This window comes from Microbacterium sp. NPDC008134 (genome assembly GCF_042957055.1).
Taxonomy (GTDB): Bacteria; Actinomycetota; Actinomycetes; order Actinomycetales; family Microbacteriaceae; genus Microbacterium.
The window spans coordinates 26,082-50,932 of sequence record NZ_JBIBHO010000005.1 but is presented as its reverse complement, the minus strand read 5'-3'; the positions used below and the strand labels follow the sequence as shown (position 1 = coordinate 50,932).

23 protein-coding genes are annotated in these 24,851 nt (G+C 70.1%); 18 read left to right on the top strand and 5 right to left on the bottom strand.

The genetic code is table 11. The features are described from left to right. Positions 1–7: 7 nt before the first annotated feature. Complete coding sequence (locus ACFY9N_RS16865) at positions 8–214, bottom strand: hypothetical protein (RefSeq protein WP_391480074.1); 207 nt, start codon at positions 212–214, stop codon at positions 8–10. A gap of 75 nt (positions 215–289) precedes the next feature. Here ACFY9N_RS16865 and ACFY9N_RS16860 point away from each other — a divergent pair, with 75 nt between their 5' ends. From ACFY9N_RS16860 to ACFY9N_RS16840, 5 genes are all read left to right on the top strand, one after another. Beyond that, on the top strand, positions 290–661 hold the full coding sequence (locus tag ACFY9N_RS16860; RefSeq protein ID WP_391480073.1) for a thiol-disulfide oxidoreductase DCC family protein: 372 nt from the start codon (positions 290–292) through the stop codon (positions 659–661). A gap of 184 nt (positions 662–845) precedes the next feature. Continuing rightward, on the top strand, positions 846–1,802 hold the full coding sequence (locus ACFY9N_RS16855; protein ID WP_391480071.1) for an ABC transporter substrate-binding protein: 957 nt from the start codon (positions 846–848) through the stop codon (positions 1,800–1,802). Between the two features lie 7 nt (positions 1,803–1,809). Next, a complete protein-coding gene (locus tag ACFY9N_RS16850) occupies positions 1,810–2,919 on the top strand; it encodes a FecCD family ABC transporter permease (RefSeq protein ID WP_391480069.1) in 1,110 nt (369 codons plus the stop codon). Position 2,920: 1 nt separating this feature from the next. Then, positions 2,921–3,976, top strand: a complete 1,056-nt coding sequence (locus ACFY9N_RS16845; RefSeq protein ID WP_391480068.1) for a FecCD family ABC transporter permease — start codon at positions 2,921–2,923, stop codon at positions 3,974–3,976. After that, on the top strand, positions 3,973–4,758 hold the full coding sequence (locus ACFY9N_RS16840) for an ABC transporter ATP-binding protein (protein WP_391480065.1): 786 nt from the start codon (positions 3,973–3,975) through the stop codon (positions 4,756–4,758). Before ACFY9N_RS16845 ends, ACFY9N_RS16840 begins: the two co-directional genes overlap by 4 nt. Positions 4,759–4,838: 80 nt before the next feature. On the opposite strand, the gene ACFY9N_RS16835 is transcribed toward ACFY9N_RS16840, so the two are convergent. Next, complete coding sequence (locus ACFY9N_RS16835) at positions 4,839–5,867, bottom strand: LacI family DNA-binding transcriptional regulator (RefSeq protein ID WP_391480063.1); 1,029 nt, start codon at positions 5,865–5,867, stop codon at positions 4,839–4,841. A gap of 127 nt (positions 5,868–5,994) precedes the next feature. Between ACFY9N_RS16835 and ACFY9N_RS16830 the strand changes: the two genes are divergently transcribed. The 10 genes from ACFY9N_RS16830 to ACFY9N_RS16785 all read left to right on the top strand — a co-directional run bounded on the left by ACFY9N_RS16830 (position 5,995) and on the right by ACFY9N_RS16785 (position 19,600). After that, the gene (locus ACFY9N_RS16830; protein WP_391480062.1) at positions 5,995–7,230 is read left to right on the top strand and encodes an amino acid ABC transporter substrate-binding protein; all 1,236 of its coding nucleotides are present in this window, start codon (positions 5,995–5,997) and stop codon (positions 7,228–7,230) included. Positions 7,231–7,240: 10 nt separating this feature from the next. Continuing rightward, the gene (locus tag ACFY9N_RS16825; RefSeq protein ID WP_391480060.1) at positions 7,241–8,125 is read left to right on the top strand and encodes a branched-chain amino acid ABC transporter permease; all 885 of its coding nucleotides are present in this window, start codon (positions 7,241–7,243) and stop codon (positions 8,123–8,125) included. After that, positions 8,109–9,227 carry a branched-chain amino acid ABC transporter permease gene (locus ACFY9N_RS16820; protein ID WP_391480058.1) on the top strand — a complete coding sequence of 373 codons (1,119 nt, stop codon included), beginning with the start codon at positions 8,109–8,111 and terminating at the stop codon, positions 9,225–9,227. Before ACFY9N_RS16825 ends, ACFY9N_RS16820 begins: the two co-directional genes overlap by 17 nt. Next, positions 9,224–9,976 carry an ABC transporter ATP-binding protein gene (locus tag ACFY9N_RS16815; RefSeq protein ID WP_391480057.1) on the top strand — a complete coding sequence of 251 codons (753 nt, stop codon included), beginning with the start codon at positions 9,224–9,226 and terminating at the stop codon, positions 9,974–9,976. Before ACFY9N_RS16820 ends, ACFY9N_RS16815 begins: the two co-directional genes overlap by 4 nt. After that, a complete protein-coding gene (locus tag ACFY9N_RS16810) occupies positions 9,966–10,715 on the top strand; it encodes an ABC transporter ATP-binding protein (RefSeq protein ID WP_247633912.1) in 750 nt (249 codons plus the stop codon). The genes ACFY9N_RS16815 and ACFY9N_RS16810 overlap by 11 nt, the downstream gene beginning before the upstream one ends. A gap of 42 nt (positions 10,716–10,757) precedes the next feature. Continuing rightward, positions 10,758–11,975 (top strand): Gfo/Idh/MocA family protein, encoded by a 1,218-nt coding sequence (locus ACFY9N_RS16805; RefSeq protein ID WP_391480055.1) that lies wholly within the window; start codon positions 10,758–10,760, stop codon positions 11,973–11,975. Positions 11,976–11,980: 5 nt separating this feature from the next. Then, the gene (locus tag ACFY9N_RS16800) at positions 11,981–13,183 is read left to right on the top strand and encodes a dihydrodipicolinate synthase family protein (RefSeq protein WP_391480054.1); all 1,203 of its coding nucleotides are present in this window, start codon (positions 11,981–11,983) and stop codon (positions 13,181–13,183) included. Beyond that, positions 13,180–14,073: a sugar phosphate isomerase/epimerase family protein gene (locus tag ACFY9N_RS16795; protein ID WP_391480053.1), complete on the top strand. Its 894-nt coding sequence runs from the start codon at positions 13,180–13,182 to the stop codon at positions 14,071–14,073. Before ACFY9N_RS16800 ends, ACFY9N_RS16795 begins: the two co-directional genes overlap by 4 nt. Before the next feature lie 10 nt (positions 14,074–14,083). After that, positions 14,084–15,211, top strand: coding sequence for a glycerate kinase (locus ACFY9N_RS16790; protein WP_391480052.1), 1,128 nt, complete (start codon positions 14,084–14,086; stop codon positions 15,209–15,211). Positions 15,212–15,427: 216 nt separating this feature from the next. Then, complete coding sequence (locus ACFY9N_RS16785) at positions 15,428–19,600, top strand: PQQ-dependent sugar dehydrogenase (protein ID WP_391480050.1); 4,173 nt, start codon at positions 15,428–15,430, stop codon at positions 19,598–19,600. Positions 19,601–19,673: 73 nt separating this feature from the next. Here ACFY9N_RS16785 and ACFY9N_RS16780 read toward each other — a convergent pair whose 3' ends face one another. Next, complete coding sequence (locus tag ACFY9N_RS16780) at positions 19,674–20,639, bottom strand: SDR family NAD(P)-dependent oxidoreductase (RefSeq protein ID WP_391480049.1); 966 nt, start codon at positions 20,637–20,639, stop codon at positions 19,674–19,676. A gap of 90 nt (positions 20,640–20,729) precedes the next feature. Between ACFY9N_RS16780 and ACFY9N_RS16775 the strand changes: the two genes are divergently transcribed. Together ACFY9N_RS16775 and ACFY9N_RS16770 are read left to right on the top strand one after the other, a co-directional pair. Beyond that, positions 20,730–21,272 carry a TetR/AcrR family transcriptional regulator gene (locus ACFY9N_RS16775; RefSeq protein ID WP_391480047.1) on the top strand — a complete coding sequence of 181 codons (543 nt, stop codon included), beginning with the start codon at positions 20,730–20,732 and terminating at the stop codon, positions 21,270–21,272. A 71-nt stretch (positions 21,273–21,343) separates the two neighbouring features. Further along, positions 21,344–22,432 carry an alkene reductase gene (locus ACFY9N_RS16770; RefSeq protein WP_391480166.1) on the top strand — a complete coding sequence of 363 codons (1,089 nt, stop codon included), beginning with the start codon at positions 21,344–21,346 and terminating at the stop codon, positions 22,430–22,432. Between the two features lie 161 nt (positions 22,433–22,593). On the opposite strand, the gene hxlA is transcribed toward ACFY9N_RS16770, so the two are convergent. Together hxlA and hxlB are read right to left on the bottom strand one after the other, a co-directional pair. Continuing rightward, positions 22,594–23,217, bottom strand: a complete 624-nt coding sequence (hxlA, locus tag ACFY9N_RS16765) for a 3-hexulose-6-phosphate synthase (RefSeq protein WP_391480046.1) — start codon at positions 23,215–23,217, stop codon at positions 22,594–22,596. A gap of 44 nt (positions 23,218–23,261) precedes the next feature. Then, positions 23,262–23,843, bottom strand: a complete 582-nt coding sequence (gene hxlB / locus ACFY9N_RS16760; protein ID WP_391480044.1) for a 6-phospho-3-hexuloisomerase — start codon at positions 23,841–23,843, stop codon at positions 23,262–23,264. A 94-nt stretch (positions 23,844–23,937) separates the two neighbouring features. Between hxlB and ACFY9N_RS16755 the strand changes: the two genes are divergently transcribed. Further along, positions 23,938–24,792 (top strand): LuxR C-terminal-related transcriptional regulator, encoded by an 855-nt coding sequence (locus ACFY9N_RS16755; protein ID WP_391480042.1) that lies wholly within the window; start codon positions 23,938–23,940, stop codon positions 24,790–24,792. Positions 24,793–24,851 lie beyond the last annotated feature (59 nt).

The window sequence follows — 24,851 nt, the reverse complement described above, 5'->3', positions numbered from 1 at the left end:
CTCCCGGTCAGCGTGCGCCCGGAGGCAGCTTGTCGACGCCGTGCCGGTTCGGCGCACCGGGTTCGGCGGCCGTGTCGGGGGAGACGCTCCCGTGTTCGGCCGGGGCATCGGAGGTGGGATAGCTCGGCTCCTCGATCTCGACCGCCTTGTCCCGCTCGTCGAGCGGAGGCAGGTGATCGAGCGGCTGCTTGATGTCATCGGGGTTGTGGCTCATGCCTCCACGCTCCGCCGGCGTCGGCCGAACGGCCAGGGGGTTGAGAACGGCCGGATGCTGTGGTGGGGTCGGGGTATGCGCGCCCGGCCCCTTCTCGTCTTCGACGGCGATTGCGGGTTCTGCACCACCGCGGTGGGCCTGCTCGAGAAGCGGCTCGCACGCTTCCCTGACGCCCAGCCCTGGCAATGGCTCGATCTCGACGCTCTCGGCCTGAGCCGCCACGACGTGACGCACTACGTCTGGTTGATCGCGGGGGAGCGGCGGTTCCGCGGTCATGCGGCCTTCGCTGTGATGCTGCAAATGCAGCGGTCCTGGGGCATCCGTTTCGTCGGGCGGATGCTGGCGACCCCGCCGTTCTCGTGGGCGGCGGCGCTCGGCTACGCTCTGATCGCCCGTTTCCGGCACCGCCTCCCTGGCGGCACGGCTGCCTGCGCCCTCCCGCGCTAGCCCCGTGGCGTTCGAATCGCTCGCTTCGTCGTTTTGCCGGCCGAATTTCCGCAAAGTGAGCGATTCGAAATCCAGACGGATGCCTCGAAAGACACGCCCGGCGACGAACTTAGGATTACCTACCCTAAGTAAAAACTTGTTACGGTCGAAGGGATCCCCCTTCACCGACAGATTGGTCTTCGCCGTGCTCCGCCGGTCCTCCCTCGCTGCCCTCGTCGCCGCCTCCGTGCTGCTGCTCGCCTCCTGCGCCTCCACCGCAGACTCCGGCGAACAACCCGAATCGGGGGAGGGCGTCACGCTCGAACACCCCTCGCTCGACGGCCTGTCGATCGACTTCGCCGCGCAGCCCGAGAGCATCGTGATGGACTGCTACGCCTACAGCTCGCTGCACGAGTACGGGATCGAGCCGGTCGCCCTCTTCGGCTACGAGTGCGATAACCCCTTCGTGATGGGCGACGCCGACATCTCCGACATCCCCAAGGTCGGCACCGACGGCGAGATCGACGTCGAGAAGCTCGCCGAGCTGCGTCCCGATGCGATCATCGGTCAGGGCACCGCCGACGGCTGGCAGTGGTTCGATGAGGACGTGAACGCCCAGATCACCCGCGTCGCCCCCTTCGTGCCGCTGCCCGGCAGTGAGACGATCGACGGTCGCATCGCCGACACCCGCATGATCGCCGCCTTCTTCGGCGCCGATGTCGAGTCCGACGCGATCGTGCAGTCCGACGCCGACCTCGCCGACGCCAAGGATGCCTTCAGCGCGGCGATCACCGACAGCGGCCTCAACATCATGCTCACCAGCCCGACGAAGGAGATGCTCTACACCGGTGTCGGCTTCGCCCAGGCCGAGCTGCTCGAAGAGCTCGGCGCGACGATCGTCGGTGCCGACGCTCCCGAGACCGGCAACCCGTGGGGACAGGTCGCTTGGGAGGATGCCTCGACCTACCCCGCCGACATCCTGCTCATCGAGGGCTACAACGACGACTTCTCCTTCACCGCCGACCTGTGGGACGCGCTGCCCGCCGTGCAGGCCGACCAGCTCGGTGCGTGGAGCTCGAAGGGCGCCATGACGGCCACGACGTACGCCGCGTGGCTGAACGACGTCGCCGACCTCGTCTCGTCGTCGACGAAGGTCTCCTGATCGTCGGATGAGCCCGCAGCCCGCGGCATCCGGGTCCGCCCCGAACACCTCCGTGTCCGGGGCGGATCCGCGTCCGCCCTCACCCCGTTCCTCCGCCCGCACCGGCGGCGGCCGACGCTCCGCCGCCGGCCGCCGCTGGATCGGCCTCGTGCCGCTCGCGATCCTGTGTCTCGCCGCCCTCGCAGCCAGCATGCTCGTCGGCTCCCGCGCCGTTCCACCGGCCGACGTGATCCAGGCCCTCCTGCACCCCGACCCCGCCGACGCGATCTCGCAGACCGTGTGGTTCTCGCGCGTCCCGCGCACCGTGCTCATCCTCGTCGCGGGTGCCGCGCTCGGCGTCGCCGGCGCGTTGATGCAGGCCGTGACGCGCAACCCGATGACCGATCCCGGCATCCTCGGCGTGAACGCGGGCGCCTCGCTCGCCGTCGTCCTGGGCCTGGCGTTCTTCGGCGTGACCGACATCTCGCAGTACATGTGGTGGTCGTTCGCGGGAGCGATGATCACCTCGGTTCTCGTCTTCGTGATCGGCAACACCGGCACCGCGCGCGGCAACCCCGTGCGCATGACGCTCTCGGGCGTCGCACTCGGCGCGGTGCTCATGGGCTTCTCGTCGGCCGTGCTGCTCACGCACTCCGAGATCCTCGAGAAGATGCGCGGGTGGTCGGCCGGCACCACGGCTTCGCAGCCCCTCGACGCGACGCTGTCGATCGTGCCCTTCATCGTCGTGGGTCTCGTGATCGCGATGCTCAGTTCGCGTTCGCTCGACGTGCTCTCGCTGGGTGAAGCATCCGCCGTAGCGATGGGGGCGCATCCGAACCGCATCCGTCTCGTCGTGCTCATCGCGATCGCCCTGCTCGCCGGCGGAGCGACCGCCGCGGCGGGACCCATCGGCTTCCTCGGGCTGCTCGCCCCGCACCTCGCGCGCATGATCGTCGGCCCGCACCAGGGGTGGATCCTGGCGTACTCGGTGCTCATCGCGCCGACCGTGATGGGCTTCGCCGACGTGCTCGGCCGGGTCATCACCGCGGGCGAGGTGCCGGTGGGCGTCGTGACCGCGTTCATCGGGGCGCCCGTGCTCATCTACATGGTGCGGCGCTTCCGCGTCTCGGAGGTGTGACATGACGAGCGATCTCGACTTCGGTCGCCGCGTGCTCCGCGTCGGTCCGCGCTCCCGCCCGTTCCTCCTCGTCGACGCCCGTTCGGCCCTCATCTGCGCAGGTCTCTGGATCGCGATCGTGCTGCTGGCCGTCTTCGCCGTCTTCTCGGGGTCGGCGCAGATCACCCCGATCGAGGCGCTTCAGGCGCTCGTCGGTCAGGGTGACGCCTACACCTCGATGGTCGTGCTCGAATGGCGGGCGCCGCGCATCCTCATGGCGGTACTGCTCGGTGCGTGCCTGGCGATGAGCGGCGCGATCTTCCAGAACCTCACCGGCAACCCGCTCGGATCGCCCGACGTGATCGGCTTCCAGACGGGGTCGTACACCGGTGCGATCGTCGTGATGCTCCTGCTCGGGGGTGGCTCGGTCGAGACCATGGCCGGTGCGCTCGCCGGTGGCGTCGCGACGGCGTTCCTCGTGTTCCTGCTCTCGTCGAAGCGCGGCGCGGTGCGCGGCGTGCGGCTCATCATCGTGGGCATCGGGGTCAGTGCCATGCTCGCCTCGGTGAACGTGTGGATCCTGCTGACGGCGACGGTCGAAGACGCGATCATGGCGAGCCTGTGGGGCGCCGGCAACCTGTCGGGCGTCTCGTGGGCGACGTTCCTGGGTGCCTTCGGCGGATCGGCGGTCTTCCTCATCGCCGCGATGGCGTTGAGCAGGCCGATGCGATTGATGCAGATCGGGATGCCGTTCGCCACCGCCCTGGGCCAGAACGTGCGCGCGGTGCAGGTGGCGGCGATCGTGATCGGGGTCGGACTCACCGCTCTCGCGACCGCGACCGTCGGACCGATCTCGTTCATCGCCCTCGCGGCTCCGCAGATCGCCCGCCGGGTGGTGCGCTCCGACGGACTCGCACTCGGACCGACCGCCGCCGTCGGCGCGCTGCTGCTGCTCCTGGCCGATGTCGTCGCGCAGCGCATCCATCCTGATTCCCCTCTGCCCGTCGGCATCGTCACGGTGTCGATCGGCGGACTGTACTTCCTGTGGCTTCTCCTGCGAGAGGGAAAGAAGAAATGACCCGACTGATGGTCGACGGCGCCGCCCTCGGCTACGCCGACAAGATCGTGTGCGCCGACGTGTCCGTCGAGATCCCCGACGGCGCATTCACCGTGATCGTGGGCCCGAACGCCTGCGGAAAGTCGACGCTGCTCAAGAGTCTCACCCGTTTGCTGCCCCCGACGCGGGGGAGTGTGCTGCTCGACGGCCGGAGCCTGCATGACCTGCCCACCAAGCACGTGGCGCGCGAGGTCGGTCTGCTCCCGCAGGGGCCGGTCGCCCCCGACGGCATCCGCGTGGTCGATCTGGTCACGCGCGGGCGCTACCCGCACCAACGCCTGTTCGCGCCGTGGTCACCGGAGGACGAGGCCGCTGTGGCCGAGGCGATGGATGCCACCGGCATCCGTCATCTGTCGGGCCGGATGGTCGACGAGCTCTCGGGAGGGCAGCGGCAGCGCGTGTGGATGGCGGTGGCGCTCGCGCAGCAGACCCCGATCCTGCTGCTCGACGAGCCGACGACCTATCTCGATGTGAGCCACCAGATCGAGCTGCTCGAGCTGTGCCGCACGCTCAACCGCGCGCAGGGCCACACGCTCGTCGCGGTGCTGCACGATCTCAACCAGGCCGCGCGCTACGCCGATCACATCATCGCGATGAAGGACGGCGAGGTCGTCGCGACCGGCACGCCCGCCGAGGTCATCACCGAGGCGCTGGTCGCCGACGTGTTCGGGCTCGATGCGCGAGTGATCCCCGACCCCGAGTCGACGAGCCCGCTGGTTGTCCCCCGCTGGCCCCACAACTGACGGCCCACCGACGTTTCGAATCGCTCACTTCGTCGTCTCAGCGGCCGGTTTTCTGCAAAGTGAGCGATTCGAAAGCGGGGTCAGGCCCGCGGCGGCGCCGTCGAGGCCCGGACGATCAGCTCGTGCGAGGTCGTGACGGTGCGGGCCTCGTCGCTCGCGGGGCGCAGGATGAGGGCGACGGCGTGCTGCCCCATCTCGAACATCGGGATGCGGGCGGTCGTGAGCGCGGGCGCGACATCGGCGGCGACCGCGATGTCGTCGAAGCCCACGACCGAGATGTCGTCGGGGACGCGGATGCCGTGCTGGCGCAGTTCGCTCAGGATGCCGATGGCCATGGCGTCGTTGAGGCCGACGATCGCGGTGAGGCCGCGGCCCTGGAACTCGCCGTCGATCAGCTCGCGGGCACCTGCGATGCCGCCCTCGCGGGTGAACTCCTTCGAGACGACGGTGAGTTCGACGTCGGCATCCGCGAGGCCCTCGCGCATCCCGGCGATGCGATCGGCGACGGTGTTGAGCTCGAGCGGGCCGGCCACGACGCCGATGCGGCGGTGGCCGAGGGCGGCGAGGTGCGCACCGACCGAGACGCCCGCGCGCAGGTTGTCGGGCAGCACGGCGTCGATCGGCAGGTAGTGGCGGCCGATGACCGCGGCGCGTCCGCCGGCGAGCGCGAAGTCAGCGAGCGCGGCGGTCATCTTCTGCTCGTGCTCGGGATCGGCGTAGCCGGAGCCGGCGATGATGATCGATCCCACGCGTTGGCGCAGCAGCGCCTGCACCTGGGCGAGTTCGCTTTCGGGGGTGCGGTCGGCCTGTGCGATCTGCACGGAGCGGTTCTCGGCGGTCGCGCTGCGGATGACACCGCTCGCGATCTCGGAGAAGTAGGGGTCGCCGATCTCGTGCACCAGCAGACCGATGGTCGGCACGAGCCCGCCGGCGAGCCCGCGGGCGTGCAGATTGGGTTCGTAGCCGAGCTCCTGCGCGACGCGGCGCACGTGGGCGGCGACCTCGGGGGAGATGCCCGAGCCTCCGCTCATCGCGCGGGATGCGCTCGCCAGGGAGACCCCGGCCGCCTCGGCCACATCGATGAGTCGCGGCGTACCTGTACGCTTCACGAAAACCTCCCCTGGAGCAAAATCGACGCTGATCGCGCTGTGGGTTGCTCTCGTTCTTCCACGCAAGTATAGTGGCGGAAGCGCTTACGAAAGCGCTTTCGCTTACGATGACGTAGGAGACACCCGCATGACTGCACGCCGCCAAGGACGACGGATTGCCGCAGCGATCGGATCGTTGACGATCGCCGCCCTCACGGTTTCGGCCTGTTCCGGAACCGGTGACCAGGCGGAGGGGGGTGGATCGGACGACCCCATCGTCATCGGCATCTCGCTGCCGCTCACCGGCGACTTCTCGGAGCCTGGCAAGGGCGTCGAGCGGGGCTACGAGGCCTGGCGGGACATCGTCAACGAGAACGGCGGTCTGCTCGGTCGCCAGGTCGAGCTCAAGATCCTCGACGACCAGTCCAACGCCGACCGCGTCGTCTCGGACTACGAGTCGCTCATCGCGCAGGACGGCGTCGACCTCGTCTTCGGTCCGTTCTCGACCCGCCTCGTCGTGCCCTCGGCGCGTGTCGCGCAGGAGTACGGCATGCTCTTCGTCGAGCCGGCCGGTGCCGCCGCCGAGGTGTTCGAGCAGGGCTTCGACAACCTCTTCTACGCCGCCCCCGCGATCGCGAACGACCACTACAACAATCTCGCCGACTACCTGCTCGCCCTTCCCGAGGATCAGCGCCCCGAGACGGCAGCGGTCGCCGCGATGGACGACCCCTTCGCGCAGGGCACCGCTTACGGCCTCCGCGACAAGCTTGAAGAGGCGGGCGTCGAGATCCTCGTCGACGAGGTCTACCCGCCCAACACGACGGACTTCTCGACGATCGCGGCGAAGATCGCGCAGTCGGATGCCGACATCGTGATCGGTGGCACCCAGTACCAGGACGCGGTCAACCTGATCATCGCGCTGCAGCAGCTGAACTACCAGCCCGAGCTCGCGGCGTTCTCGACCGCCCCCACCAACCCCGAGTTCGCCGCGGCGATCGGCGGGGCGACCGAGGGCATCCTCGCCCCCACCGGCTACTCGCCCGACTCGCAGTTCCCCAGCAACATCGAGTTCGTAGAGAAGTACACCGAGATGCACGGCAACCCGCCGGCCGAGGACGAGGCGAACGCCTACACGACCGGCCAGGTCGTCGCCGCGGCCGTCGAGGCCGTCGGCTGCGCCGAGCAGGGCGAGTGCCAGCAGCAGCTCATCGACTGGCTCCGCGACAACGAGGTCGAGACCGTGGTCGGTCCTCTGAGCTGGGACGAGACGGGCAAGCCCACCGGCGCCCACCTCATCCAGCAGTGGGTCGGCGGCGAGATCCGCATCGTCCTCCCCGAGGACGTCAAGGAGACCGACTTCCTCTTCCCGAAGCCGACGTGGTGATCCGCACATCGTGAGTGGTTCTCTTCTTCTCCAAAGCCTGATCCTCGGCGTGCTGCTGGGAGGGCTCTACGCCCTCCTGGCGGCAGGCCTCACCCTCTACTTCGGCATCATGCGGGTCGTGATGATCGCGCACTCCGCGTTCCTCATCCTCGCCGCGTACCTCGCCTGGTGGTTCAACCGCGAGACCGGTCTCGACCCGCTCCTGTCGCTGGTCGTCACGGTGCCGCTGTTCTTCCTCACCGGTGTCGTGATGCAGCGTCTGCTGGTGTCGCGGCTCAAGCCGCTGACACTCACGATGATGTCGGTGCTGCTCACCTTCGCGGTGGCGCTGATCATCGAGGGGGCGCTCGGGTTCTTCTTCTCGGGCACCCAGCGCCGCATCCCGCTGCCGTACGCCAGCGCGAGCCTCGACTTCTTCGGCGCCTCGGTGCCGGTGGTCAAGCTCATCGCGTTCGGTCTCGCGGCCGTGGCGCTCGCAGGGCTCTTCGTGCTGCTGAAGTACACGCGGTTCGGGCAGGCGCTGCGCGCCACGATCCAGCATCCGGAGGCGGCGCGCCTGGTCGGCATCAACACCGACCGCGTCGCGGGCTACGGCTTCGGCCTGGGGCTGGCGACCGCCGCGATCGGTGGCACCGCGCTCTCGCTCGACGCCACGATCTACCCGTCGCTGCACTGGCACTGGATCGGACCGCTCATGGCGATCATCGTCGTCGGTGGTCTCGGCAGCATCCCGGGCGCGGCCATCGCGGCGCTCGTCCTCGGAGTCGCGCAGAGCCTGCTGCAGCTCCCCCTCGGACCCACGTGGGCGCAGACGATCTTCTACGTCGCCCTGTTCGCCACGCTGATGTTCCGTCCGCAAGGATTCTTCGGAGGTCGTCTTGCCCAGCGTTTCTAGCCGCGAACCGATCGCGACCGAGACGGTCGTCGTCGCTCCGCCCGCTCCCACCCGTCGTCGCTCGACGACGTGGATCAAGCTCGCCGCCCTCATCGTCGGCGCAGCGCTCATCCTCTCGTTCCCGACCATCGCGCCGAACCCGTACATCCTGTCGGCTGGCGTCGTCATCCTCAACTACGCCGTGCTGTCGACGGGGTGGAACTTCATGGGCGGGTTCACGGGGTACATCTCCCTCGGCCACGCCGCCTACTTCGGGCTCGGCGCCTACGGCACCGCGCTCCTGATCAAGTACCTGGCCCTCCCGGGCTTCGTCGCCTGGATCCTCGCGGCGATCCTCGTCGCCGTCGTCTCGATCCCGATCGGCATCGCCGCCCTCCGGGTGCGCGGGGCGTCGTTCGTGATCGTCTCGATCGCGTTCGTGCTCATCATGCTCCTGGTCTTCCAGAGCTGGCGCGAGGTGACCGGTGGCTCCGAGGGGCTCAACGTGCCGCGGCCGTTCCCCGGCATGCTGCGCCCCGAGCACCACCGCGTGTTCTTCTACCTGTTCGTCGCCCTGCTCGCCGTCGCGCTGCTGGTGTGGTGGATGATCGACCGATCGAAGTTCGGCACCGCGCTCAAGTCGATCCGCGAGGACGAGGACAAGGCGCAGTCGCTGGGCGTGCCGACCACCCGGTACAAGCTCATCGCCTACATCCTGTCGGCGCTGTTCGTGTCGCTGGGTGGCGGGCTCTACGCCCTGTGGTTCGGCGATCTCGACCCGATCTTCCAGTTCTCGATCCTCATCGGCTCGTACATGGTGCTCATGGCGCTGCTCGGCGGGGTGCGCAACCTCTTCGGTCCGCTCCTCGGAGCCGTCGTCGTGGGCATCGCCCTCGAGTACTTCAAGCTCGAGTTCGGCGACACGCAGTTCCACCTCATCGCCACCGGCATCCTGCTCGGCATCGTCGTGCTCTTCATGCCCGACGGCGTGATCCCGGCGGTGCGCAACCTCTTCCACCGCAAGTCCGACGACGCCTCGATCCGCGAGGTGACCGCCGGTGAACTGCTCGAGCAGAACGCGAAACGAACAGCGGATGCCTCGGCGAAGGAGACGTCATCATGAACGCCGCCACCACCACGCTCGACAGCCTGAGCACCGTCGAGATGACGAAGAAGTTCGGCGGTGTGACCGCGGTCGACGCCGCGACCGTCACCTTCCAGGAGGGCAAGGTCAACGGCCTGATCGGGCCGAACGGCTCGGGCAAGACGACCTTCTTCAACTGCGTCACCGGCATGATCAAGCCGGACTCCGGCGAGGTGCGGTACCGGGGGCAGGCGATCACCCGCAAGTCGCCCGACCGCATCGCCCGGGCCGGCATCGGCCGCAGCTTCCAGCTGTGCCGGGTGTTCCCGCGAATGACCGTGATGGAGAACCTGCTCGTCGCGGTGCGGAGCACCAGCATCCGCCAGCAGCTGCGCTCGGCGCACGATCCGGAGGAGTTGGAGCGGGCGCGCGGCTGGCTGCGGCGCGTCGGCATCGACCACCTCGAGCACGCCGAGGCCCGCAACCTCAGCTACGGGCAGCAGAAGCTGCTCGAGCTGGCGGGCGTGCTCATGGGCGAGCCCGACACGATCATGCTCGACGAGCCAGCCGGTGGCGTGAACCCGGCCCTCATCGGGCGCATCGCGACCCTCGTGCGCGAGCTCAACGAGGAGGGCAAGACCTTCATCATCGTCGAGCACAACATGGAGATGGTCATGAGCCTGTGCGACCACGTGATCGTGTTCGACCGCGGGCGTCCGATCGCCGCGGGCACCCCCGAGATCATCCAGCAAGACCCGCGAGTCCTGGAGGCCTACCTTGGAGTCTGAAGCGAAGAACCTGCTCGAACTGCGCGACATCGAGGCCGGGTACGGACGGGCGGCGCTCGTGCTCCGCGGTCTCACGGTCGAGGTGCCGCCGGGATCGGTGGTCTGCCTCGTCGGGCCGAACGGCGCGGGCAAGTCGACCGTGCTGAAGGTCGCCAGCGGCATGCTCAAGCCCCGCTCGGGGAAGATCGAGGTCGACGGCCGCGACATCACCGGGGAGGGCCCGCAGTCGATGCTGCGCCACGGCCTCGCCCACGTGCTGCAGGGCCACAGCGTCTTCCGTGAGATGACGGTCGGCGAGAACGTGATGCTCGGCGCCTTCACCCTCAAGGACCAGAAGGTGATCCAGGAGCGCGTCGAGTTCGTGCAGAACCTCTTCCCCATCGTGGGGGAGCGGTGGAAGCAGCTCGCGGGCCTGCTCTCGGGCGGCCAGCAGAAGCAGGTCGAGTTCGCCCGGTCGCTCATGGTGAGCCCCAAGGTCGTGCTCCTCGACGAGCCGTCGATGGGTCTCGACCCCAAGACCACCGAGAAGGTGTTCGAGCAGATCGTGCGCATGCGGGATGCCGGCACCGCGGTACTGCTCGTCGAGCAGAACGCCCGCCGCGCGCTCGAGACCGCCGACATCGGCTGTGTGCTCGACCTCGGTCGCGTGCACATCTCGGGTCCCGCATCCGAACTGCTCGCCGACCCCACCCTGGCCGCGCTGTACCTCGGCGGCAAGCCCGCCGCAGCCGGCAACTGACACACCGTGCTCCGCACATCCACGACGTTAGAACGGAACGAGATGTCCCTCACGACCACCGCCTCCGCCGAGGCATCCGCATCCCCCGAAGCCCCCGCCACTCCCGCGAAGACGCGCGAGATCGGCATCATCATGAACGGCGTCTCCGGGCGCATGGGCTACCGCCAGCACCTCGTGCGCTCGATCCTCGCGATCCGCGACGAGGGCGGCATCGAGCTCTCCGACGGCACGAGGGTGACCGTGCGGCCGCTTCTCGTCGGTCGCAGCGAGGCGAAGCTCGCCGAGCTCGCCGAGCGCCACGGTATCGCCGACTACACGACCGACCTCGACGCGGCGCTCGCCGATCCGCAGTGGGAGATCTACGCCGACTTCCTCGTGACGAAGGCGCGCGCGACGGCGCTGCGCAAGGCCATCGCCGCCGGCAAGACGATCTACACCGAGAAGCCGACCGCGGAGTCGCTCGAGGAGTCGCTCGAACTCGCCCGCCTCGCCCGCGAGGCCGGGGTCAAGACCGGGGTCGTGCACGACAAGCTCTACCTGCCGGGTCTGCAGAAGCTCAAGCGGCTCATCGACTCGGGCTTCTTCGGGCGCATCCTCTCGGTGCGCGGCGAGTTCGGGTACTGGGTCTTCGAGGGCGACTGGCAGCCCGCGCAGCGCCCGAGCTGGAACTACCGCACCGAAGACGGTGGCGGCATCATCGTCGACATGTTCCCGCACTGGAACTACGTGCTCGAGAACCTCTTCGGCACGGTCGAGAGCGTGTACGCGCAGGCCGCGGTGCACATCCCCGACCGCTGGGACGAGCACGGTGAGCGCTACACCGCCACCGCCGAGGACGCGGCCTACGGCATCTTCGAGCTCGAGGGCGGGGCGATCGCGCAGATCAACTCCTCGTGGACCGTGCGCGTCAACCGCGACGAGCTCGTCGAGTTCCACGTCGACGGCACGCTCGGCTCGGCCGTCGTCGGACTCTTCGGAGCCAAGATCCAGCACCGCAACGCCACGCCCAAGCCGGTGTGGAATCCGGATCTCGCCGACGACCACGACTATGCGGCCGACTGGGCCGGTGTGCCGACGAACGAGGTGTTCCAGAACGGGTTCCGGCAGCAGTGGGAGGAGTTCCTCGACTCGTACGTGCTCGGCACCGACTACGCCTTCGACCTGCTCGCGGGTGCCCGTGGTGTGCAACTGGCCGAGGCCGGGCTCGCATCGTCGCGCGAGGGGCGCAAGATCGAACTGACCCCGCTGACCGAGGGGTGACGACGATGGGCGTGCTCACCCTGCTCGCCCCGGACGGCTCGACCTCGCAGGTCGAGCTGTCCGAGGCGCCCGCCTACACCCGTCCCGACGGCCCGCTGCAGAGCCGTGTGGCCTACGCCGCGGCGCACGTCGTGCCGAAGATCGCGGGCGACAACACCCCCGGCCGCCCGGCCGAGATCGACTGGGACGCGACGCTCGCCTTCCGCCGCCACGCCTACGCGTGGGGGCTGGGGGTGGCCGACGCGATGGACACCGCCCAGCGCAACATGGGATTGGATGCCGCGGCCACCCGCGAGCTGATCGCGCGCTCGGCCGAGGTCGCCCGCGAGGAGCGCGGCGCGGTCGTCGTCGGGGTCAACACCGACCACGTCGACGACGAGCAGATCGCGGTGGATGCCGTCATCGACGCCTACAAGACCCAGCTGCACTTCACCGAGGAGCAGGGGGCTGGGCCGGTGCTCATGGCCTCGCGCCACCTCGCGCGTGCCGCCCGCTCGGCCGACGACTACCGCCGCGTGTACCGCGAGGTGCTGGCGGCGGCGACGACCCCGGTCGTGCTGCACTGGCTCGGTACGGCTTTCGACCCCGTGCTGCAGGGCTATTTCGGCTCGGACGACTGGCGCGCGGCATCCGATGTGCTGATCGAGATCATCGGCGAGAACACCGACAAGGTCGCCGGCGTCAAGATGAGCCTGCTGGATGCGGCATCCGAGGTCGCCGTGCGCGACCGCCTGCCGGACGGCGTGCGCATGTTCACCGGCGACGACTTCAACTACGTCGGCCTCATCGGCGGGGCGGATGTGCCGGATGCCGCGCAGCCGCTGAGCGAGGCGGCCGACCCGCGGCGGCACTCCGACGCGCTGCTCGGCGCCTTCGCGGCGCTGACCGCGCCGGCGTCCGCGGCGATCCAGGCGCTGGATGCCGGTGACCCCGACCGCTACCTCGAGATCCTCGGCCCGACCGAGGCGCTGAGCCGGCAGATCTTCGCCGCGCCGACCTTCTACTACAAGACCGGGGTGGCGTTCATGTCGTGGCTCAACGGACACCAGCCCGCGTTCCAGATGGTCGGCGGCCTGCACTCCGCGCGCAGCCTGCCGCACCTGTCGCGCATCGTCGAGCTGGCGAACGACGCGGGGGCGCTCGAGAACCCCGACCTCGCGGCGAGCCGCTGGCACGCGCTGCTCACGCTGAACGGAGTGATCGCATGAGTGCGCCCGACCCCCGCCTGTCGATCAACCAGGCGACCATCAAGCACGCCCACCTCCGCACCGCGCTCGACGTCACCCGCGCGGCCGGCGTCGAGGCGATCGGGCTGTGGCGCGAGCCCGTGCAGGCCGTGGGGCTCGCGACGGCGGCGTCGATGCTCGCCGACTCGGGGCTGCGGTTCACGACCCACTGCCGGGGAGGGTTCTTCACCGTGCCCGACGGCGACGCCCGCCGCGCCTCGCTCGACGACAACCGCGTCGCGATCGACGAGACCGCGGCGCTCGCCGCCGCCGGAGCGACCGGATCCACCGCCGTGCTCGTGCTCGTCGCCGGCGGCCTCCCCGAGGGGTCGCGCGACATCACGGGAGCCCGCGAGCGGGTGCGCGACGCGCTCGGAGACCTCGCGCCCTACGCCGCGGAGGCCGGGGTGACGCTCGCGATCGAGCCGCTGCATCCGATGTACGCGACCGACCGCTGCGTCGTCTCGACGCTCGGGCTGGCGCTCGACCTCGCCGCCGACTTCGATCCTCGGGTGGTCGGCGCCGCCGTCGACACGTTCCACATCTTCTGGGACCCCGACGTGCTCGCGCAGATCGCCCGCGCCGGCCGCGAGGGGCGCATCGCGACCTATCAGGTGTGCGACTGGAAGACGCCGCTGCCCGCCGACGTGCTGCTGAGCCGGCACTACCCGGGCGACGGGGTGATCGACCTGCAGACGTTGACCGAGGCCGTCGTCGCGACCGGGTACGACCGCGACGTCGAGGTCGAGATCTTCCACGCCGACATCTGGGCCGACGATCCCGCCGCGGTCGTGCGCCGCACGGCGGAGACCTTCGGGCGCAGCGTCTCGCCGTTCCTCGCATCGCGCCCCGCCCTCCTGCGCCCCGAATAGGGTCGAGAGCGTGCACACCGTCGTCTTCGCCCCCGACAGCTTCAAGGGCACGATCGGCGCCGCCGATGTCGCCGCCGCGCTCGCCGCGGGGTGGGCGTCGGTGCGTCCCGAGGACCGGGTGGTGCTGCGACCCCTCGCCGACGGGGGAGAGGGCACGATCGACGCCTTCGCCACCGCGGTCGCGGGGGCGGAGCGCGTGCCGGTGCGGGTGACGGGGCCGGACGGAGCGACGACGGTCGCTGCCTGGCTGAGGTTGCCCGCCTCCGTGGACGCGCCCGGCGGTATCGGCGTGGTCGAGCTCGCCTCGACCAGCGGGATCGAACTGCTCGGCGAGCGGCGCTTCGGGGAGGACGCGCACACCCTCGGGTTCGGGCAGGCGATCGCCGCGGCCATCGACGCGGGGGTCTCGCGCCTCGTGCTCGGCATCGGATCGAGCGCCTCGACCGACGGCGGGGTCGGGATGCTGACCGCCCTCGGTGCGCGGTTCCTCGATGCGTCCGGGGCGCCGATCGCCGGCGGGGCGCGCGGGGTGGCCGACGTCGCGTCGGTCGACGTCTCGGAGTTGCGCTCGCTGCCCCCGGGCGGGGTGCTGGTGCTCAGCGATGTGACGAACCAGCTGCTCGGGCCGGCCGGTGCCGCCGCGGTGTTCGGGCCGCAGAAGGGGCTCGCCGGTGAGGCGATCGCACGCACCGATGCGGCGCTCGCACGTCTCGCCGCCCTCTTGCCCGCCGATCCCGAGACGCCCGGAGCGGGTGCGGCCGGAGGTACGGGGTTCGGCCTGTTGGCCTGGGGGGCGCGGCTCGTGGCCGGCTCGACCGAGGTCGGCGAACTCGTGGGCCTGCCGGGTGCGTTGGCCGAGGCATCCGCTGTCGGGCCTGCCGTCGTGATCACGGGCGAGGGTGCGTTCGACGGGCAGTCGGGTGCGGGGAAGGTGCCGTCATACGTCGCCGACGCGGCGGCCGATGCCCGGGTGCCCGCGCTGCTCGTGGCCGGGCGGATCGACGCGGATGCCGACACCTTCGCGTTCGCCGCGCACGCCTCGCTCACCGAGCTCGCGGGCTCCGGCGAGGCCGCGATGCAGGATCCCGCGCGGTGGCTGCGCGATGCCGGGGCCGGGCTCGCACGCACGCTGGACTGACTAGGGGCGGGACCCTTCGACAGGCTCAGGGACCCAGTGGCTCGGCCCTTGCCTCCTTTCCACCCGCGCGCTACCCTCGACGAAAGCGGTTGCGAAAGCGCTTACGCATGCGCTTCCGCGCGGCTGACGCCCTCCCCTCTGCAGTGCCGCCCCGGGGAGGAGCGCGACACCACACCGGCACGACACCACACGACGATGACGTTGAGAGGGTCTCTGATGCAGAAGCGAAACACACGGTCGACGAGCGCGAACCGGCGAACGGATGCCGTGCCACCGGGCGGGAGCCGCCGCCGCAGAGCCGGGGCGGCCGCCATCGCGGCCGCCGTGATCGGTACTCTGATCGCCGCCACCCCCGCGGCGGCCGACACCACGTTCCCCGAGGTGATCGACTTCGAGGGGTACGAGCGCACGGCGCTGAACGGGCAGGACGGGTGGACGGCATCCGCTGCTCCCCGGGTCGTCGCCGACCCCCTCAACGGCAACAACCAGGTCGTCGAGTCGGTTGGTGGGGGCCAGCAGGCTTTCCGTGAGATCCCGGCGATCGCCGACGGCACGACGGGAACGGTGTTCTTCCGCTTCCTGCGCACGGGCAGCGTCGACACCTCGTTCGGCGTCACCGACGTCGACGCCCCGAACGACTACGCGCACAGCCGCGCATACGTGAACAACCAGAACGACGACGTGCTGCGCGTGCGCGACGGCAATGCCTTCAAACCCGCCGGAGTCTGGTCGCGCGACGCCTGGCAGTGCGTCTGGATCGTCGCCGACAACGCGACCGACAAGGTCGCCGTCTACAGCCAGGGCGGCGCCTATGACGAGCTCACCCGCCTGCCCGAGGGCACCGAGGAGCAGTTCGGCTTCCGCCAGGCCGTGAACGGCGACCTCGACCGGTTCTTCTGGAAGAACGGCGCCACGAGCACCGGGCGCCTGCTGCTCGACGATGTCGCGGTCGACACGGCGGGCGAGAACCTCACGATCGCCACCGGCAACGAGGGCGACTGCGCTCCTGGCGAGACGCCCACCGAACCCCTGTTGAATCCGCTGCCCGATCCCGAGCTCGCGAGCCTGGGCATCGAGGTCACCGAGCTCGCCCAGCTGCCCGAGTCGACGACGACCCCGGCCACGCAGGACCCGCGGCTCGTGCGGCACAACCGCATCACGCACCTCGACGAGGTGCCCGACGGGTCGGGTCGCCTGATGGTGCCCGACAACAACGCGATCCTCTACCTCGTCGACAAGGCGTCGGGCGAGTACGTGCCGTACCTCAACGTGCGCGACGAGTTCGTCGACAACTTCCACAACAGTGCGGGCCTGGGCACCGGACTCGGCGCGGCCGAGTTCCACCCGGACTTCGCCGAGAACGGGCTCTTCTACACCGTGCACACCGAGGGCACGACGGCGCTCACGGAGGACACCCCCGACTTCCCGGCCTACGGCAACACGCAGTTCCACAGCGTGATCACCGAGTGGACGGCATCCGATCCCTCGGCCGAGACGTTCGAGGGCACGCACCGCGAGGTCATGCGCATCCCGTTCGGCGGCCGCGTGCACACGGTGCAGCAGATCGCGTTCAACCCGACCGCCGCGGAAGACAGCGCCGAGCACGGCATCCTGTACATCCTCGTCGGCGACGGCGGCAACGGCGTCGGCAACGGCAACCCGCAGGATCTCGCGACCCCGCAGGGCAAGGTGCTGCGCATCGACCCGACCGGTGACGACAGCGAGAACGGCGAGTACGGCATCCCCGCCGACAACCCGTTCCTCGACGACGCGGACGCGCTGCCCGAGATCTACGCCGTGGGTCTGCGCGACCCGCACCGCATTAGCTGGGACCCCGAGGGCGACCACACGATGTATCTCGCCCACATCGGCGAGTGGCAGGTCGAGTCGATCTACGCCGTCGAGCCGGGCGACAACTTCGGCTGGTCGGTGCGCGAGGGCTCGTTCCTCGCCGAGAACCGGCAGATCTTCCCACTGCCAGAGAATGACGCCGAGTTCGGATTCACCTATCCGGTGGCCGCCTACGACCACAACCGCGACCCCGGCCAGACCGGCGACGCGGGCGTGGCCGTGAACGGCGGCTTCGTCTACCGCGGGGACATCGAGGCGCTGCAGGGGCGGTACATCTTCACCGACCTCGTGCGCGGCTGGGTGCTGTCGACGCAGGCCGACGAGATGGTCCGCAACGACGGCGACGTCGACGACCTCGCCACGATCGAGCAGCTGCGGGTGTTCGAGGACGGTGAGGAGACCACCTTCCAGGAGCTGGTGGGCGACACGCGCGTCGACCTGCGATTCGGATCGGATGCCGACGGCGAGCTGTACCTCGTCTCGAAGGCGAACGGCAAGATCTGGAAGGTGACGGGAGCTCGCGAAGCAGGTCCGTCGTCGCCCTTCGTGCTGCCGGAGCTCGCCCCGAACGTCGTCACCCACCACGACTTCGACCACCCGGGCGCCGACCCGACGGTCGAGGTCGACCAGGGCCGTTCGGGCACCGATATCGCCCTGATCAACGGCGGCGTCGAGCAGCGGGTGGCCGACCGCGCCTACCCGGGAGCGGGCAAGGCGCTGCAGACGCAGCAGATGAGCCCTGTGACCGCGTCGAACGACGACTGGAAGGCCGGGGTCTACGACGCCGCGGGCGTGGACACGCTCGGCGACTTCGCCGGTGCCGAGGAGATCTCGGTGATGGGCTGGTTCAAGCCCACCGGTGATCACCCGGCACTCAACTCCGGCACCGCGAACCCCGACGACGTGTACAACGCGATCGGCCTGGCGGGTGTGCTCACCGGCACCTCCGACGGTCACGCGGTGCGGGCGCTGCTCGAGGTGATCACGGTCGACGGCGAGCTCAAGCTCGTCGCCCTCGGCCGCCGCGTCGACGGAGCGGGGTCGTGGACGTTCGCGGCCGACCTGCCGTGGGACGAGATCCTGAAGAAGGGGCAGTGGGTGCACCTCGCCGCCACCTTCGACTTCGCCGGCGGCGAGATGAAGCTGTACATGAACGGCGAGGAACTCGCCGGGAAGTACACGGCATCCAACCCCTGGGGTGCGGGCGCGACCAGCGACACCGTTCCCGCCGGCATCAAGATCGGCGGCAGCTTCCCGCAGAACACGCGCGAGGCGAACCCGTTCCACGGGCGGATGGACGACGTGATGCTGCTCGACACGGTGCCGACCGCCGAGCAGATCGCGGCGCAGTACGCGCTGTACGCGGTGCCGCCGGTCGAGCCGCCGGCGCCCGCCGCCTGCACGCCCGACGGCCAGGTCATCACCGACGTGATGGGCGAGGAGAACTGGGCGCCGCGCACCCCCGCGAAGTGGGAGTTCCCGGGCGACCAGATCGTGCTCACCGAGGCGGGCACGAACCCGAACGACGGCATCCGTCGTCCCTTCGAGTACGCCGTGCTGAGCGAGGGTCCCGAGCTCGGGTCCTTCGATCTCTCGGCCCAGGTGCGCATCGACGAGAAGGCGTCGGTCAACAACCGCGACGTCATCATCGTGTTCGGCTGGAAGTCCGACACCGAGTACTCGTACGTGCACCTGTCGAAGGACAACACGATCTACCCGCACAACGGCATCTTCACGGTGAACAACGCCGACCGCGTGCGGGTCGACGACCAGTGGGACGGCGCGATCGGCGCTCCGCCGGCGATCACCGACGAGGAGTGGCACGACGTGCGCGTGGTGCGCTGCGACACGGGTGAGGTGGCGGTCTATCTCGACGGCCTCGACACCCCGCTGCTGACCGCGACCGACACCACGTTCCCCGAGGGGCGAGTGGGCTTCGGCTCGTTCGACAACTTCGGGCGCCTGCGCGACCTGTCGATCACGCAGGCGGTGACCGACACCACGGCTCCGGCCGTGACGGTCAAGACGGATGCCGGAGCCACGGTCGGCCGTGACGGCGTCTACTCGAAGGTCTCGTTCAAGCTGCACGACGAGGGGCTGGTCTCAGGGCTCGCGCTCAACGGCGTCGAGAAGGACGTGACGGATGCCGTCTGGTCCGACCTCAACGGCGTGAAGCCCGGGATGTTCGGCGCGGTGGAAGGCGCGAACACCCTGGTCGTGCGCGACGCGGCGGGCAACGAGACGACCGTGCGGTTCACGCTCGACGTCACGCCGCCCACCGTCACGCTCAAGACCGGGTCGGCCTTCACGATCGGTGCCGACGGGGTGTTCTCGAAGGTGTCGTTCAAGCTCAACGACGCCTTCGAGATCGACCGCGTCACCGTGAACGACACGGGCACCGACCTGAGCGACAACGTCTGGTCCGACCTCAACAACGTCAAGCCCGGGTCGTTCGGCGCCGTGCTCGGCGAGAACGTGCTCACCGTGCACGACGTGGCGGGCAATGCGACGGAGGTGAGGTTCACGCTCGTGCCGTAGTCGCGGCATCCGCTGGTGTGCGGCTGAGGTCGTCGAGACCCACCGCGCCCGCCGAGACCCATCGTCCTCTACGTCAGGGGCGGTGGGTCTCGGCGCTTCCGGTGGGTGTCGGCATCCGGAGCGACACCCCGGCGAGGTCCTCGAGCTGCGCCCAGACCGACGCGGCGAGCTCCACGGGCGGGGTGTGGGTGCGGGGCAGGGGTTCGACGCGCACGGGCAACCCGCGCAGGCGTCCGGCGGGCGAGTAGTACTCGCCGCCCTGTGCTGCGGGGTCGGTGAGGGCGCGCACGGCGGCCCACGCCGCGGTGTCCTTGCCCTGTGCCCACGGCGTGTACGGGTTGCGCTGGTACGGCGTCGAGGCGTCGCGGATGCCGGCTCGCTCGGGCGTCTTCGCATCGACGCCGACTCCGGGACGCACGACGAGCGATGACACGGGCAGGACGCTCGCGCGCAGACGGCGATCGAGCTCGAAGGCGAAGACCTCGGTGACGGTCTTGGCCTTCGTATAGGCGCCGATCGCGAGACGCGGCGTCGCGCGAACGTCGTCGACGTCGAAGCGGAACTGGCTCACGAATCCGGTCGAGGTGTGCACGATGCGGGTGGTCGTGCCCTCGCGCTCGCCGGTCGCGACGAGGGCGGGAAGGATGCCGGAGAGCAGGCGCACGTTCGCGATCACGTGGGTTCCGAGCAGTAGCGGAAGGCCATCGGCGGTGGGAGTACCGGTTCGGCCCGGCATGGTGCCGCCATTGAGGAGTGCGCCGTCGAGACGGGGGAGCGCCCGCAGTTCTTCCGCCGCGCGGTCGACCGAGGCGAGCGACGAGAGGTCGATCACGACGCTGCGCACCGACGCCGCGGGCACGTGCTGGCGGATGGATGCTTCGGCGAGGCGCAGCTTGCTCTCGGAGCGCGAGGCGAGCACGACGTCGGCGCCGGCTGCGGCGAGCTGCTCGGCGGCGAAGTAACCGATGCCGGCGGTCGCGCCCGTGACGACGAGCGTGCGTCCGGTCTGGTCGGGGAGGCGGGCGGGGTTCCAGGTCATGAGTGTCCTCGAGTGCTAAACGGATGAGTTATCCGCTTGACCATAACACAAACGGATGAGTTATCCGCTTGCAGTGATACGCTTGGTCGCATGCGGCAGATACGGGCGGATGCTGCGCGCAGCCGCGCGCGGATCCTCGAGGTCGCTCGTGCCCAGCGCGGCGACGGACTGAGCCTGAACGCCGTCGCCCGCGAGGCCGGCGTCGGCGTCGGCACCGTCTACCGCCACTTCCCGACCGTGCACGCCCTCGTCGAGGCGCTGTCGGTCGAGACGCTCGAGCGGATGCTGGCCATCGCCCGCACCGCGACGGATGATCCCGATACCCGCGCAGCCCTATCGACCTTCCTCGACAACGCTCTTGCGTTGCAGCTCGAGGACGGCGGCCTGCAGGCCGTGCTGCTCTCTCCCGACGATGAGGAGGAGCGGGTGCGCGCGATGAAGATCGAGATCTTCGCCGCGTTCGAGGGCGTGCTCGAGCGTGCGCGCCGGGAGGGCATCGTGCGCCCCGAACTCACGATCGTGCAGCTCGAGCGACTGATCTGCGGGGTCGAGCACGCCGTGCGCATCGGAAACCCGGGTGATCGACAGCTGTTCCTCGACATCATGCTCGCCGGCATCCGTCCGGAGGAGTGACCGGGGCGCGGCATCCGCCTGATCGGGTGGCAACCGGGAATACGACGCCGCACACGCGCCTTGCCTTCGATGTGACTCTCTACTCGCCCGCCGTCTTCGGCGCCCTGAACCTGTCCAACCGCGTCGTGATGGCGCCGCTCACGCGCACCCGTGCCGATGACGCGGGCGTGCCGACCGACGTGATGGTGGAGTACTACCGCCAGCGCGCGGGACTGGGCCTGATCATCAGCGAGGGCACGTGGCCCGCGGCCGAGGGCAAGTCGTACCCCGGGCAGCCGGGGATCGCCACGCCCGCGCAGATCGACGGCTGGCGCCGCGTCGCGGATGCCGTGCACGCCGAGGGCGGCACGATCGTGATGCAGCTCATGCACGGCGGACGCATCTCGCACCCGCTCATCTCGGGCGAGAACCGCGTCGTCGGCCCGAGCGCCCTCGCCGCCCCGGGGCAGACCCGCACGCCCGAGGGCAAGGCCGACCTCCCCGTCGCGCACGCGCTCACTCTCGAGGAGCTCCCGGTGGTGGTCGAGCAGTTCGCGCAGGCGGCGCGCAACGCGATCGCGGCGGGCTTCGACGGGGTCGAGGTGCACGGGGCGAACGGCTACCTCGTGCACGAGTTCCTCTCGCCGGTGTCGAACGTGCGCGAGGACTCCTACGGCGGATCGCCGGAGAACCGCGCGCGCTTCGCCGTCGAGGTGACGCGCGCCGTCGCCGCGGCGGTCGGCGCGGAGCGCACCGGCATCCGTCTGTCGCCCCAGCACAACATCCAGGGAGTGCTCGAAGAGGACGACGCCGACGTGCGCGCCACCTACACGGCGGTCGCGAACGGTATCGCCGCGCTCGGACTCGCCTTCGTCGACGTGCTCAACGCCGACCCGCGCGCCGACCTGGTGCAGACGATCCGCGCGGCGGCGAAGGCTCCGCTGATCGTGAACTCGGGCTTCGCCGTTCCGACCACGCGGGAAGAGGCCGAGGACCTGGTGCAGGAGGGATGGGCGGATGCCGTCGCCGCCGGGCGCCCCGTGATCGCGAACCCCGACCTCGTCGCCCGGTGGGAGAGCCGCGCCGAGCTGAACGACCCTCGCCCCGAGCTGTTCTACGGCTCGACCGCCGAGGGCTACACCGACTACCCGAGCCTCGCGGAGTCGCGCTCGGAGGCCTGACGGCATCCGGGTTCCCGCGCGTCGCCGCGCCGAGACCCACCACGAACGTCGAGACCCACCACGAACGCCGAGACCCACCACCCCTGACGTCGGGGGCGGCGGGTCTCGGCGCGTTCGATGGGTCTCGGCGCCGGGGGGAGAGCGCCGAGACCCCGTCTGCGTCAGGCGATGGCTGCGCGCAGCGCCGCCGCCGCGTCTCCGACGTTGTCGGCGCTGTAGATCGCGCTGCCGGCGACGGCGACCTGCGCGCCGGATGCCTGCACCGCGGCGATGCTCGAGGCGTTCACTCCACCCGCGACCGAGAACGCGACGCCGGATGCCGCGCCGTCGGTGAGGAGGCTGTCGAGGGAGTAGCCCTCCTGCGCCTGCTCGTCGAGGCCCGCGTGCATCTCGACGAACTCCGCGCCGAGGCCGATGACCTGCTGGGCGCGTGCGGCCTTGTCGGCGACGCCGATCAGATCGACGACGACGCCCTTGCCGTGCTTCTTCGCGGCCTTCACGGCACCGGCGATGGTGCTGTCGTCGGCGGCGCCGAGCACGGTCACGAGGTCGGCACCCGCGCCGAAGGCGATATCGGCCTCGAGCTCGCCGGCATCCATGGTCTTGAGGTCGGCGAAGATCACCTTGTCGGGGTGGGCCTCCTTCAGCGCGGTGATCGCCGACAGGCCCTCGCTCTTGATGAGCGGGGTACCGAGCTCGAGGATGTCCACGTGCGCGGCGGCGGCCGCGGCCAGCTCGAGGGCCTTCTCGGTGCTGAGGGTGTCGATGGCGAACTGCAGTTTCATGGGTGTTCCGTTCTTCTGGGGTGGTTCAGGGGATGGGGCGCGGGTCATTCGAGGTTCGCGTGCCGCGGCCACAGCTCGTCGGCGCTCGAACCCTGGCGCTGCCACAGCGCATGGAAGAGGCCGTCGCCGATCACGACGACGATCTGCTCGAACAGCCCGCCCGCGTACTGGGCGGATGTCTCGGCGCTGCGATCGAGCTTCTGTGCCGCGGGCACCCGCACCCGCACCGTGGCGAGATCGGAGAGCGGCGAGGATTCGGCGGTGGTGATCACGCCGATCCGCGCGCCGATCCGGGAGGCGCGGGTGGCGGCCCGCACGATCGACTCGGTGGTGCCCGAGCCGCTCGCGGTGAGCAGCACGTCGCCCGCCGCGATCGCGGGGGTGGTGGTATCGCCGACGACGTGCACCTCGAGTCCCAGGTGCATGAGGCGCATCGCCGTCATGCGCAGCGCGAGCCCCGACCGGCCGGCGCCCATCACGAAGACGCGCTCGGCGTCGGTGACGAGGGTGGCGAGGTCGTCGAGCTGTCGCGCGTTCGCGACGCTCGTGCGCTCGGCGGCGTGCAGGAGTTCGTTGGCGACGAGGGAGATCGCCGCTCCCGGGGAGATGGTGGCGGTGAGGGGCATGCATCCAGCCTTCCGAGCATCCGATCGCCGGGCGCTCCTGCGTCGGGACCGTTCCCCCTACCCGAAAGGAGGGGGCGGGATAGAGTGGGTGTCCATGAGCGCCACCGACCACACCGCGGCCACCGATCACACCGGTCACACCGCGCAGGCGACATCGCGCCGCATCACCGCGGATCACGCACGTGCCCTCGCCGAGCAGCGCGACCGGTACGCGCTCACACTCGAGTCCCTTCTCGCGACGCTGCGGTCGACGCGGCTCGACGACCGGGCGGCGCGCACGATCGCGGTCGACGTCGCCGCCGGTGCCCTCGTGGGGCTGCGCACCCTGAACGACGAGCAGGGCGCGGGCCTCGAACCGGTGACCGGGGCGTTCGAACGGTTGCGCGGCGACCTGCGGCCCCTCGTGCGGTACAGCGAACTCGACGTGCAGTTCGTCGAGCCGCCCGCCAACGGCCGCGCACTGCCGGGCGATATCGCGCACTCGGCGCGCGCCATCGTGCGCAGCACCGTCCTGGCAATCGTCGACCGCGGCGACACCCGGCGCGTGCGCATCCAGTGGGACTGCGACGGCCTCAACCTGCTCATCGGCATCCGCGACGACGGCCGTGGCGACCTCACCACCCACGACGACACGCTGCGCTCGATCGGCGAGCAGGTGTCGGCGCTCGCCGGCGACTTCTCGGTCTCGGCGACCCCGGGCTGGGGGTCGGAGGTCGGCATCCGCCTGCCGCTCGACCCGCCCGCGGATGCCGGTGACCTGCCCGCCGCGATCGACGCGAGCCCGCGCGAGCGCGACGTGCTACGGCTGATCGCCGCCGGCCGGCGCAACCGCGAGATCGCGCACACGCTCAGCGTCAGCGAGAACACGGTGAAGTTCCATGTGTCGAACCTGCTGCGCAAATCCGGGGCGACCTCCCGGGTCGAGCTCGCGGCCATCGCGCGGGGCTGACCACCCGTTCGGAGGGGAAGCACCCCTCCGAACGGGTGGGTCCGGTTCGCGCCCGTCGC